The 13,218-nt window shown below is 35.9% G+C and carries 11 protein-coding genes; 7 read left to right on the top strand and 4 right to left on the bottom strand.

The genetic code is table 11. From position 1 onward, the window contains the following. Positions 1-114: 114 nt before the first annotated feature. Complete coding sequence (gene sucC, locus AC2A1G_RS05005; RefSeq protein WP_484045840.1) at positions 115-1,305, bottom strand: ADP-forming succinate--CoA ligase subunit beta; 1,191 nt, start codon at positions 1,303-1,305, stop codon at positions 115-117. 275 nt (positions 1,306-1,580) lie between these two features. Here sucC and AC2A1G_RS05000 point away from each other — a divergent pair, with 275 nt between their 5' ends. The 4 genes from AC2A1G_RS05000 to AC2A1G_RS04985 are packed head-to-tail and all read left to right on the top strand — an operon-like array spanning position 1,581 to position 6,639. After that, positions 1,581-2,252 carry a TetR/AcrR family transcriptional regulator gene (locus AC2A1G_RS05000; protein WP_484045839.1) on the top strand — a complete coding sequence of 224 codons (672 nt, stop codon included), beginning with the start codon at positions 1,581-1,583 and terminating at the stop codon, positions 2,250-2,252. A gap of 5 nt (positions 2,253-2,257) precedes the next feature. Further along, on the top strand, positions 2,258-3,925 hold the full coding sequence (locus tag AC2A1G_RS04995; protein WP_484045838.1) for a peptidase domain-containing ABC transporter: 1,668 nt from the start codon (positions 2,258-2,260) through the stop codon (positions 3,923-3,925). 13 nt (positions 3,926-3,938) lie between these two features. Next, the gene (locus AC2A1G_RS04990; RefSeq protein WP_484045837.1) at positions 3,939-5,252 is read left to right on the top strand and encodes an HlyD family secretion protein; all 1,314 of its coding nucleotides are present in this window, start codon (positions 3,939-3,941) and stop codon (positions 5,250-5,252) included. After that, complete coding sequence (locus AC2A1G_RS04985) at positions 5,236-6,639, top strand: TolC family protein (protein WP_484045836.1); 1,404 nt, start codon at positions 5,236-5,238, stop codon at positions 6,637-6,639. The genes AC2A1G_RS04990 and AC2A1G_RS04985 overlap by 17 nt, the downstream gene beginning before the upstream one ends. A gap of 335 nt (positions 6,640-6,974) precedes the next feature. Here the strand turns inward: AC2A1G_RS04985 and AC2A1G_RS04980 are convergent, their stop codons facing one another. From AC2A1G_RS04980 to AC2A1G_RS04970, 3 genes are all read right to left on the bottom strand, one after another. Continuing rightward, positions 6,975-8,252, bottom strand: coding sequence for a chloride channel protein (locus AC2A1G_RS04980; RefSeq protein ID WP_484045835.1), 1,278 nt, complete (start codon positions 8,250-8,252; stop codon positions 6,975-6,977). Positions 8,253-8,421: 169 nt separating this feature from the next. Further along, positions 8,422-8,808, bottom strand: a complete 387-nt coding sequence (locus tag AC2A1G_RS04975) for a DUF423 domain-containing protein (protein ID WP_484045834.1) — start codon at positions 8,806-8,808, stop codon at positions 8,422-8,424. Positions 8,809-8,822: 14 nt separating this feature from the next. Next, positions 8,823-10,151: a hydroxymethylglutaryl-CoA reductase, degradative gene (locus AC2A1G_RS04970; protein ID WP_484045833.1), complete on the bottom strand. Its 1,329-nt coding sequence runs from the start codon at positions 10,149-10,151 to the stop codon at positions 8,823-8,825. A gap of 194 nt (positions 10,152-10,345) precedes the next feature. On the opposite strand from AC2A1G_RS04970, the gene AC2A1G_RS04965 reads away from it, so the two are divergent. The 3 genes from AC2A1G_RS04965 to AC2A1G_RS04955 all read left to right on the top strand — a co-directional run bounded on the left by AC2A1G_RS04965 (position 10,346) and on the right by AC2A1G_RS04955 (position 13,025). Beyond that, positions 10,346-11,605, top strand: coding sequence for a putative DNA modification/repair radical SAM protein (locus AC2A1G_RS04965; protein ID WP_484045832.1), 1,260 nt, complete (start codon positions 10,346-10,348; stop codon positions 11,603-11,605). Positions 11,606-11,607: 2 nt separating this feature from the next. Further along, positions 11,608-12,039: a hypothetical protein gene (locus AC2A1G_RS04960; RefSeq protein WP_484045831.1), complete on the top strand. Its 432-nt coding sequence runs from the start codon at positions 11,608-11,610 to the stop codon at positions 12,037-12,039. Between the two features lie 227 nt (positions 12,040-12,266). Beyond that, positions 12,267-13,025 carry a TIGR03915 family putative DNA repair protein gene (locus AC2A1G_RS04955; RefSeq protein ID WP_484045830.1) on the top strand — a complete coding sequence of 253 codons (759 nt, stop codon included), beginning with the start codon at positions 12,267-12,269 and terminating at the stop codon, positions 13,023-13,025. Positions 13,026-13,218 lie beyond the last annotated feature (193 nt).

Raw genomic sequence — 13,218 nt, 5'->3', positions numbered from 1 at the left:
AGAACTTAACTGTAGTAAAATTAAGATTTTAAAATGAATCATTTATAATTATTTTAAACAAAAAAAACCGCTTCAAAAATTGAAACGGTTTAGATTTATATGAAAATTCTAGTCTTAAGCTAAAACTTCTTTTACTTTGTTTGCAGCCTCTTCCAAAGTAATTGCGGAGTGAATTGGTAATCCAGCTTCGTCAATTAATTTTTTAGCTTCTACAGCGTTAGTTCCCTGTAATCTCACGATCAATGGAACCGGAAGGCTTCCCATTGCGTTGTAAGCGTCTACAACACCTTGAGCTACTCTGTCACATCTTACGATACCTCCGAAGATGTTGATCAGGATAGCTTTTACGTTTGGATCTCTCAAAACGATTTCAAAAGCTGTCTGTACTCTTGCAGCATCAGCAGTACCTCCTACGTCAAGGAAGTTAGCAGGGTTACCACCAGATAATTTGATGATATCCATAGTTGCCATTGCAAGACCGGCACCGTTTACCATACAGGCAACGTTACCGTCTAATTTTACGAAGTTAAGACCAGCTTCACCAGCTTCAACATCTAAAGGATCTTCTTCTCTTGTATCTCTCAACTCAGCTAAATCTTTGTGACGGAACAATGAGTTACCATCCAAAGTTACTTTAGCATCTACAGCGATAATTTTGTTATCAGAAGTTTTCAAAACAGGGTTGATTTCGAAAAGAGAAGCATCAATTCCTACATAAGCATTATATAAAGAAGAGATGAATTTTGTGAATTCTTTGAAAGCATTCCCTTCAAGACCTAAATTGAAAGCAATTTTTCTAGCCTGGAAACCCTGAAGACCCAAAGTAGGATCAATTAATTCGTTGTGGATTAAGTGAGGAGTTACTTCAGCAACGTGCTCAATATCCATACCTCCTTCAGTAGAATAAACGATTGTATTTTTCCCTTCAGCTCTGTCTAAAAGAATAGAAACATAAAATTCTTTAGTTTCAGATTCTCCCGGATAATAAACATCTTCTGCAACCAAAACAGAGTGTACTTTTTTACCTTCAGCAGAGGTTTGTGGAGTGATCAACTGCATTCCGATGATGTTTCCAGCGTTTTCTTTAAGCTTATCCATGTTTGGAGAAAATTTTACACCACCACCTTTACCACGGCCACCTGCGTGAATCTGCGCTTTTACAACCCAAGCCTGAGCTCCGGTTTCAGCAGTCAATTTTTCTGCAGCTGCTACAGCTTCATCTACGTTGTTTGCAACGAAACCACGTTGGATAGCTACTCCATACTTTGATAAAATCTCTTTTGATTGATACTCGTGAAGATTCATATTATTTTTATTATTTTATTTTAATATTTAAAGGTTGACAAATTTAATAAAAATGAATAAGGAAGGAAAGAAAAATTATCGAACTTTTAAATGATTTAATCCCTTTGACATAAATTTCTTCCGATTTTAAAGATAATTACTGCTTCCCATGGATTTTTAATCCAAAGCAGTAAGTTTTTCTAATTACATTCTAATACTATTCTAATGTATAGTAATACTTTTATTGAAAACAGTTAATTATTTTTGAGAATACAGATTTTAAATAAATAATCTCAATGAATTTTCAGCTCAAATTTAAAGTAAACGACAAATTATATCTCAAAGATCCTGAAAAAAGCGAAGTTGGAAAATCCATCCTGAAACACGCTATAGAATTGATTTTCGATACCGGATTCGAGCATTTCACATTCAAAAAACTGGCAGCAAAAATCAACTCCACAGAAGCAACAATCTACCGTTATTTCTCATCAAAATACAAACTGCTGACTTATATTCTCAACTGGTATTGGTCTTACCTGGAATTTATGTCTGAGCTGAAAACTTCCGAGATTAAAATTCCATTAGAAAAGCTGGAGAAAATTTTAGAAATTATCACGCATCACAACAATTCCTGCGATGAAGTAGATGATTACGACATCTGTAAACTGCATTCCATTGTTATTGCAGAAAGCAGCAAATCTTACCTTGTAAAAGAAGTAGACGAAATAAGCAAAGAAATGATTTTCAACCCATTGGAAAGCCTCTGCAAATGTATTTCAAAGATTATTTCGCAGGCAAAACCAGATTTCCCCTACCCGCTTTCGATGGCAAGCACACTTTTAGAAACCGCTCACGACCAGCATTTTTTCAGCGAGCATTTGCCGAATCTCACAGACCAGCATCAAACCGGGCACACAGACTACGTACTTGGATATTTAAAACACATCACATTTAACCTTATCAAATAAGAAAAATGGCATTAAGATCAGCAAGCGACCACAGTAAAAAACTGTTTCGCTACATCACAAAAGAAAAAAAAGACGTTTCAAACATTTATTTTTACGCTATCCTCAATGGTTTGGTTTCACTGAGTATCCCGCTGGGAATACAGTCAATCATCAGCTTTGTAATGGGAGCCACGATGGTAACTTCCATCTATCTTCTGATATTTTTTGTGGTTTTGGGGACATTTTTGGTAGGCCATTTCCGCCTGAAAGTATTCCAGATCATCGAAAAAATACAGCAGAAAATTTTTGTTGAATTCTCTATGGCTTTTGCAGAAAAACTTCCACGGGTCAATCTTTCAGAAACCCGAAAATATTATTTACCAGAATTGGTCAACCGTTTTTTTGATGTTCAGAATCTTCAGAAAGGAATTTCAAAAATTTTACTGGAAATCCCGACAGCATTGATTCAGATAGTCTTCGGAATTTTGCTGCTCTCCTTTTACCATCCTTGGTTTCTGGCCTTCGGTGCTTTGGTAATTATCCTTGTCGTTCTTATTTTCATTTACAGTATGGAGAGCGGAATTAAATCCAGCCTCGAAGAAAGTGATAAAAAATATGACACTGCAGCCTGGATTGAAGATATTGCAGCATCTGTAAAGACTTTCAAAATGCATTCGGGTAAAAAAACGCATCTTCAGGGTACAGATTCAAGAGTTGTGGAGTATCTGGATCACAGGACTTCTCACTTCAAAATTCTTGTTTTTCAGTACAAAACCATTATCGCTTTTAAAGTCATCATCACATTGGCAATTTTAGCGATTGGAACGTATTTGATGATCAACCAACAGTTGAATATCGGAGCCTTTATCGCAGCAGAAATTGTGGTATTAACCATTATGTCGGCGGTTGAAAAACTGATTGTAAGCCTAGAAAGTTACTACGACCTTATCGCTTCTTATGCTAAACTGACAAAAGTAACTGAATTAAAAGAAGAAACCGATGGCGACATTGTACTATCCCAAAAAGACAAAGGAATTGAGATTGAATTTAAAGATGTTGATTTCGCATTTAATGATACACCGGCAATTTTATCGGATGTAAATTTCAGATTAAAAGAAAACAGTCTTACCGTCATCACCGGAAAAATGGGTACAGGAAAATCCTTGCTTCTCAATATGCTCGCAGGTTTTTATGAACCGAGTTCGGGAACGATACTTTTCGACAAAATTCCGCTGAAAAATTTAAATAAAACAGATTTCAGAAGTAATGTAGGTTTATATCTTGAAAATATGAAAGTCATTCAGGGAACCGTTTTAGAAAATATTTTGCTTGGGAATACCAACAGCAACACCGAAAGCATTCTTCAGCTTTCAGAAAAATTAGGAATTGACAGTATTTCGAGCAGTTTCAGTAATGGTTTTACTACAGAAATCAGTGATACAGATTCTGAGCTAACTTTCAGTTCTAAAAAGAAAATTCTGATGCTCCGCTCTTTACTGGGCGAAAAGAGACTGATCTTACTTGAAAATCCTCTGGCTGGAATGTCTGAAAATTTTCAGGAAAAACTGAGTGATTATCTTCAGGAATTGAAACAAAACTGCACCATCGTGATTGTTTCGCCAGACAAAAATATGATCTACAATGCCGATCAGCACATTCATCTGGAAAATGGAAGTTTAAATATTATTTCATAAAATTCAGCACAAAATGAAACTACAAGCATACGACAAAATATACCATATCAACAGAAAATCGAGGGTGAAGAGATGGTTTATATTCATTCTTCTCGCCGGAATCATCACCTTGTTTCTGCCATGGACACAGAATATTAAAGTGAAAGGAAATGTTTCCTCTTTGTATCAGTCACAGCGGCCTCAACAATTAAATTCCCCAATTCCCGGGAGAATTATTAAATGGAATGTAAAAAACGGAGATTACGTAAAAAAAGGCGATACGCTTCTTCAACTTTCCGAGATTAAGGAAGATTACATGGATCCGCTTTTGGTACAGAGAACCGAGCAGCAGGTGAATGCCAAAAAAGGAGTAAGAGATTATTACGAAGCCAAAGTAGGAACGGCTAAAAACCAACTCGAAGCTTTGAATGCGTCGAGGGATTTAAAATTAAATCAGGTTAAAATAAAAATTATACAGCTCAACAGTAAATTGATTGGCGAACAGGCCGAACTTGCAGCTGCAACAAATGAATTAAAGCTTTCTGAAGACCAGTTTGAAAGACAGAAAAGAATGTATGACGAAGGTTTGGTTTCTCTCACTCAATTTCAGCAGAGAAGTATATCTTACCAAAATTCAATTGCCAAGAAAACCGCTTACGAAAATAAAGTTGCGCAAACCCAACAGGAAATTCTAAATACTCAGATTGAGCAAAATGCTGTTACACAGGATTACAATGAGAAATTAAGCAAAATTGAAGGCGAGCGGTTTTCAAGTATGGGACAGATTGAAGGAAGCGACGGTGATATTGCCAAACTTCAGAATCAGGTTGCCAATTACAAAGCAAGACAGGGCTTATACTTCATCCTCGCCTCTCAGGACGGGCAGATTGTTCAGCTTAACAAAGCCGGAATTGGTGAAGTCTTGAAAGACGGTGAAAATATCGGAACGGTGGTTCCTACAACGGTTGATCACGCCGTGGAAATTTACATCAAACCTGTTGATTTGCCTTTGATCAAAGAAGGACAGCGCGTGATGAGTATTTTTGACGGATTTCCGGCGATTGTTTTCTCAGGTTGGCCGGATTCCAGCTACGGAACTTTTGCAGGAAAAGTTGTGGCTGTAGAAAGTAACATCAGCGCAAACGGAATGTTTAAAGCTTTAATTATTGAAGATAAAAACGAAAAACAATGGCCAAGAAAAATCAAAATGGGAACCGGCGTTCAGGGCATTGCGATTTTAAATGATGTTCCGATCTGGTATGAATTATGGCGAAACATCAATGGTTTCCCGCCGGATTATTATGAAGTTACGAATGCAAAATCAGCTAAAGATGAAAAGACAAAATAAATTTTTTCTGCTGCTTTTTCTGTTGCTGTTCAGCTTAAATTCTGCTCAGGATTCGTTGAAAATTTCCGCTTCCGAATTTATCAATGTTGTTAAAAACTATCATCCTTTAGCTTTAAAATATCAACTTCAAAACAAAATTGCAGAAGCCGAAATTACAAGAGCAAGAGGAAGTTTTGATCCCCTTTTGGCAGGAAAATTGGGCGAGAAAAATATCGACGGAACAAAATATTACGAACAGAAAAATCTGGAACTCGGGATTCCGACCTGGTACGGAATCGATGTACATGGAAGCTACAATCATCTTGACGGACAAAAATTGAACAACAGCGACACAAAAGGTGGCTTGTATCAATTTGGAGTTACGGTTCCATTAGCTAAAAATCTTTTATATGATAAGAGAAGAGCTATGCTTGATCAGGCAAAATTCGGTTTGAAAATGACCGAAGCTGAACAGGCTGTTTTAACCAATGATTTATTGCTTGAAGCAGAAAACACCTATTGGGAATGGGTTCAGAACTATGAAATTTACAAGCTAAAATCTGAAATTGTAGACATCAATAAAGAACGTTTAAAATTAACCCGAAAAACATTTGAGTTTGGCGAAAAACCTGCTATTGATACAATTGAAGCACTTTCTCAGCTTCAAAGTTTTGAACTTCAGCAAAGAGATGCTTTTTTAAGTTTTGTAAAAAGTACGCAGCAACTTCAGTTGTATCTTTGGAAAGACAATCAGCAGTTTTATGAGCTTTCAGCGATGATTTATCCTTCGGACAATCTTGCAGAACATTTAGCGTATTCTGATTTTGAATTTCTAATTCATGATGTTGAATCCAGACAAATCAATTCACATCAATCGATTTTATATTACAGTCAGAAGCAAAATATTCTCGAAAGCGAAAGGCGTTTAAAATGGCAAAGCTTCCTTCCGAAGGTTGATTTTACCTATAATTTTTTTAACAAAGAAAATTATTCCGCCGACTTTCTGCCTTTGTTTGATAATAATTTCCAGTATGGTTTGAAGCTTGAAATTCCGGTTTTTCAAAGGGAAGCAAGAGCGAATTACCAGATGGCGAAAATTAAATTAAATCAAAACCAGCTCGATACCAATATTAAAATCAGAGAACTTGATGTGAAAATTGAGACTTACAAAAACGAAATTCAAAATTATCACACTCAAATTGATTTATCAAGAAATAATCTTCAGAATTACAAAAGACTTTTGAGTGCCGAAGAAACGAGATACAGTAACGGGGAAAGCTCGCTTTTCCTGATCAATTCAAGGGAAAATAAAGTGATTGAAGCTCAGGAGAAATTTATTTCTATCAGAACAAAGTTTTTGAAAAGCTTTAATAAGCTAAAGTGGATGAAGGAGAATTTCACACTCTAGAATTTTAATTTGAACCATTAAGAAGATTCTCTCGCAAATTTTGCAAATGGAACAGATCAAAAAAACTGCATAATCTCCGAAATCTGCGAGAGATTGTAAAAACAAAAAGTTCAGGCAAAACCTGAACTTTTTGTGATGTATTAATCCGTTTAAGCAATATCCGTAATTGAAAAGAACTTAATTTTTACAGTTTGTTTGTCATTCCGCAGGAATCTCAACACAATTTAAATCAAGCAGTTTAGATTCCTACGGAAATCGAAGATTCGACGTAGTCAATGACAAAATTCCTGCTGATTTTATATTATGTTAAAAAAAATGACAATCGTAATCTGTTTTTATTCTTCTGAAAGTTTCTCAGACTGCGAGCCAATGAACGGAATCTTCGGAGCTAAGAAATAACCCGTCAAGCTCGCAAAAAGTATTGGAACGAAATAAGTAAAACCGGTTAAAGTTCCCAGAATAATTGTTGTACTCATCGGCGTTCTCGTGACACACGCATTGATGGCCGCCATACAACTTACAATTGCCAAAGTAGTATCAACTGTAGGAAATAGATGATGAATAATCAACCCTAAAGTCGTGCCCACAAAGAAAAGCGGAATGATAAAACCACCTCTCCAGCCTGATGTCACGGTGATGGCAATCGCTAAAATTTTAAATATTAAAATAATGATTAAAAAATTCAAAGTGTAGCCTCCATTGATGAGTTCATTCACTTCATGATGCCCGAAATATCTTGTTAATGGGAAGTAAAACGCAATAATTCCCAATAAAATTCCACCTACCAAAGTTTTGATGTAAATCGGGAATTTTCTGTATTCAAAAGCTTTTTTGAAAAATTTAACGACGAAAATAAAAATCCAGCCAAATAAAGTTCCTACAATTCCAAAAAGAGAAGCGTAAAGGAAATCGTAAACGCCGGTGTAATGATAAGCTTTCAAATCCCAAGTCGCTCCAATTCCTAAGTGGATAATCAAAGCAAACATCAGATAACTGAAACAACTCGCTACCAAAGCCGGAATAATCGCTTTGTAATATTCTACAGCGTGTTTGTGATGGAGAATTTCAAGAGAGAATAAACTTCCCCCAAGTGGTGCACCGAAAAGTGCTGTGAAACCTGAAGCCATTCCGGCGATACTCAACGAACGCAATTCTTCGCCTTTCAGCCTGAAAAGTTTACCGAGATACGTTCCTGTAGAACCAGTTACTTGTACCAAAGGCGCTTCGGGACCTAAACTTCCTCCGGATGCCACGCAAAAAAGCGACGACAGAATCATCGAAGGATTATTTTTCGGTTCCAGTTTTCCTTTATTGAATCTGATGTTGTTTACAATCAAATGAATTTCTCCCGGATCGCCGATAAAATGGATGACCAAACCCGCCAAAAGTCCTGCAATTGCCATGGTCGGAATCACCATCCATCCGTGAAACTGATGTAAAAACTCTGTGAAATGTTCTAAAACAATCCAGTATAATCCGGCGATAATTCCGCCCACCAAACCTGTGATTGACCACATAAAAAAAGTACGGCTGAATACGAAAGGATTGAACCTGATGGGTTGATCCAAAAGATTGAAAGTTCGTATCAAGCGGCGGCGTCTGTTGATTTTCATTTTAATTTAGTTTAAAATTACGATCATCATTTGTAGAAAGTGTGTTTTGTTATTGTGCGAAAAGGGATTTCGCCAAACTTAAGAATGCTTCGACAGGCTCAACGTGACAATTCTAATACTAACTGTTACTTAAGCAGTGTCAGTCTGAGCCTGTCGAAGACTTTTGTATTTATATTTTATTCTTGACAAAGTAAAAAATCAGCATCATCCAAGCTAAAATCATAAACAATCCTCCAAGTGGTGTGATTGGTCCTAAAAATTTTAGATTTAAACCAAAATGATCCTGTAAGCTCAGACCATAAATGCTGAAAGAGAACAGCAGCGTTCCGGCGATCATCAATATGGAAATCCATTTTTGTGATGACGTGTCAAATTTTAAAATATAGCCTGCAATCAATAAAAAGAATGCGGCATACATTTGATATCTTACGCCAGTTTCAAAACTTTCCAGTCTCTCTACAGACAAAATTTTCTTTAAAGCGTGTGCTCCAAAAGCGCCTAAAATAACGGATAACATTCCGAAAGCGGCTCCGAAGAATAAAGTAATTGTTTTCATTTTTATTTTTAGATTTATTTACTTCTCAATTTCTCCAGTTCCGCAATCACTTCATGATGACTCACCGTTTTATCTTTAAAGTAAGTCACAAAATGTTGTTTCTCTTCTTCCGTCGCTCCAAATTGATTTAAAATATTAAACAAATGCATTTTCATGTGACCTTTCTGAATTCCTGTGGTTACCAAAGATCTCAACGCTCCGAAATTCTGAGCCAGACCTGAAACCGCCAAAATACTCATCAATTCCTGAGCAGAAGGTTTTCCAAGCAATGCTAAAGAGAATTTTACCAATGGATGAAGATTCGTCAAACCTCCTACAACGCCTACAGAAATTGGCAGATCAATCCAGAATCTGAAAATTCCGTTGTCGATGGTGCAATGGGTTAATGAAGAATATTTTCCGTTTCTCGCTGCGTAGGCGTGTGCACAGGCTTCCGTGGCTCTGAAATCATTTCCGGTAGCGATCACAACGGCATCCACACCGTTCATAATTCCTTTATTGTGCGTTGTAGCACGGAAAGGTTCAATTTCAGCAATCGTAACGGCCTGTTTGAATTTTCTTGCAAATTCTTCGTTAGAAATTCCGCTGTCGTCTTTCAAATCTTCAATTTTACAGGAAACTTCAGCTCTTACTATACAGTCCGGAGTGAAATTGGAAAGAATATTCATAATAACCTGAAGGGAATTCTTTTCTTCCTGAGAAAAATCTTCACTTACTGCAATTTCCTGTTTTAAAGTTTTACCAAACTGCTCCAAACAAGAATTGATAAAATTGGCTCCCATAGAATCCACCGTATCGAAACTCGCTTTCAGCTGGTAATAATTCGGCATTTCCGCAGTCTTGTCGATGAGTTTTATATCTAAAATTCCACCGCCACGATTTCTCATGTTTGCTGTGATGCTTTCTGTTGACTCAAACAATTTTTTCTTTAAATTAAAATTAAAAAAATGCTGAAGTTTATGAGATTCTACGTCGATGATAAAATGCGTATGACCGAGTTTTTCGGTGTTGATAATTGTTGTTTTAAACCCTCCTTTATCAATCCAGAATTTGGCTGCTTTTGAAGCTGCGGCAACCACCGAACTTTCCTCAACAGCCATCGGAAGGGCAAATAATTTTCCGTCGATCAGGAAATTTGGGGCAATTCCGTAAGGCATGTAGAAATTGGAAATCGTATTTTCAGAAAACTCGTCGTGAAGTTTCTGAAGATCTAAATTTTCATTCCAATATTGATTAAGTATATTCTGATAATCGGTATTTCCTTCAAGATATTCGCTAACGAGCCAATCGATTTTCCCTTGTTTTGTCAATTTAGAAAAACCTTCAACGGGTTTATGATTCATAATATTATTTTTAAATTCTTAAAGATGACAATCGTCGGTTTACGATTTCACGCATAAATTAATGACCGTAAATATAGTAAATTTGTTAGTGTCTATTGTGGATAAGTTGCTTTAAAAAAGAGTGATATTTCTCAATTTTGGACTTATTTTTGAACATCGAAAATGATTTTCAATCTGATTCAAATTATATTTAAATGAATTTTGACCGCCTTAAAGAAAAACTGGAAATACTGGCTGATGCTGCGAAATATGATGTTTCGTGCTCATCAAGCGGTGGAAACAGAAAAAATAAAAGCGGCGGTTTGGGCGACAGTTCAGCAAGCGGAATTTGTCATACCTATACCGAAGACGGCCGCTGTGTTTCTTTGCTTAAAATTCTTTTGACGAATCACTGCATTTACGATTGTATTTACTGTGTTTCCAGAAAATCAAATGATATAAAAAGAGCCGCATTTACGGTGGAAGAAGTGGTAGATTTAACCATCAACTTTTACCGCAGAAATTATATTGAAGGCTTATTTTTAAGTTCTGGAATCTTCAAAGATGCCGATACAACAATGGAACGCCTAATTCGGGTTGCAAAAAAACTGAGAACAGAGCATAATTTCAATGGTTACATTCATTTGAAATCAATTCCCGGAGCGAGTGATGATTTGATGAATGAAGCCGCACTGTACGCCGACAGATTATCTGTAAATCTTGAAATCCCGACTGAATCCGGTTTAAAATTACTGGCTCCTGATAAAAATCGTGAAGACATGCTTCAACCGATGAGAATTGTTCAGAAAGGTATTCAGCAATATAAAGATGAGAAAAAAATCATCAGAAGTGTTCCCAAATTTGCTCCTGCGGGGCAATCGACACAAATGATTGTAGGTGCCACGCACGAAAACGATTTACAGATCATAAAAGTTGCCGATCATTTCTACAAAAATTATGGGATGAAGCGTGTTTATTATTCAGGATATATTCCGGTTACGGTCGACAACCGTTTGCCGGCAATCACTGCGGAAGTTCCTGTTTTGAGGGAAAACCGATTGTATCAATCAGATTGGCTGATGCGTTTTTATGGTTTTAAAGCAGATGAAATTTTAGATCCGAATATGCCGTTTTTAGATCTTGAAGTAGATCCGAAACTGAGCTGGGCTTTACGACACTTGGACCAGTTTCCGGTAAATCTTCAAACGGCAGACTATCAGATGATTTTAAGAATTCCGGGAATTGGTGTAAAAACTGCAAAGAAAATTTTGTCGGCGAGACGTTTTCAGGTTTTGACGATTGAGAATCTTCAAAAGTTAGGTGCAGCGGTAAATCGTGCAAAATATTTTATTGATTTCACTGCAGGAAATATTTTCCTAAGACATTTGACGGATTTGAATCTTAGAAAACTTTTGATAGGCGGAAGTCAGTCTAAATTCCAGAACCAGTTTTCGCAGCAGTTGACTTTGTTTTAATTATGAAAACTAAAAAAGCATTGATTCATTCTCAATTACAAAATAAAATAATTGATAGTGCAATTTCAAAATTCAGCCAACGATTGATGTCTAATTCAAAATGGGTTCGACTCATTGACGGCTTGGTTGAGAATATTGAAAATATAAATAAAATTCAGTTTAAAAAAGTTCAGACCGATAAAATTGGAGAATTGTATCTTGATGAAAACAGCATTTATGAGTTTGATTATTGGCACCATGGATTTGAAGGAAATAATTCTTTTGGAGAATGGCTGGAATACAGAGAAATTGAATATTTAATTTTCCCAAAAATTGTCAGTTCTGGAAACGATACCCAAGATTTAAGTCAAATAAAATCAATCATTGATAAAATTGGACAGTTTGGTGTTGAAATGAATGATGCTGAATTAAAACTAATTTGTTATAAAATTTAGATTAACACAAATTACAAGATTTGTCATCAAGACTTACACGCAATATTTCTAAATATAAACATTGTCTTTGTCATCCTAAAAGGATCTCAACATAAATTTTAAAATTTGCCTCTCTAATACTATGCTTAGATGCTTTCAGCATGACAAACTGAGGAGCAACACTTTAAAATTATTACCATTTTTTAAATTATCCCATTTCCAAATTATTTCATTTTCAAATTAAAAACATGACCACCCTCCTCTACGACGGCAGTTTCGACGGACTTTTCACTGCGATATTCGAAGTTTTCGAGTATAGGTATAAAGATGTGGAAATTGTGAGCAGGGAAAGATTTCATCAGGAAAATATTTTTGCGGAAATTCATGAAGTTGTAACTAATCAGGAAAAATCTGAGAGGGTTTTAAACAAACTGGAAGAAAACATCGGTAAACCTGGAATTCATGAATTGGTAAAAGTTTTTTTATCAGAAGAACATGATTTAGAACAGATTATTTTATCTGCAGTAAGGCAATCGATTCAATATCCGAAAGAAAATATTCTTCAGAATTATGCAGATCAGGATATTCTGAGAATTGCTAAAATTTCAAAATCGGTAAGTAGAGAACGGCATCGGATGACGGCTTTCGTTCGCTTTGAAAAGATGCAGGATGACGTTTTTTTCGCAAAGATAGATCCTGACTTCAATGTTTTACCCTTAATCAGAAATCATTTCAAGAACCGTTATCAGGATCAGAAATGGATGATTTATGATTTAAGAAGAAACTACGGACTTCTGCACGATCTGGAAACCTGCGATTTCTTTTATCCAGATGAAAAAATAGATTTGAAAAAGTATCAGGAAAAATTTCATGATGAGGAAAATCAATATCAGAAATTATGGCAGCGGTATTTTTTCAAAACCAATATTGTGGAAAGAAAAAATTTAAAATTACATATTCAGCACGTTCCAAAAAGGTATTGGAAATATTTGACTGAGAAGCATTAAATTCCGCACAGATCTCACAGATTTCCACAGATTTTTTTTTAAAATGTTAAAAAAAAAATAATCCAATCACGAATAAATCAAATTTGCACAACCTTGTCAGTAATTTAGACCTCCACCATCTTTTTTTTGCACTTTCTCACTCCACTTGGCTCTTTTTACTTTTTACTTGGCTCTTATTAAAGCAGGACACTAA

Source organism: Chryseobacterium sp. HNCC26DJ240 (assembly GCF_057180485.1).
The sequence above is the reverse complement of the archived record's forward strand: the minus strand, read 5'-3'. Positions and strand labels throughout refer to the sequence as shown.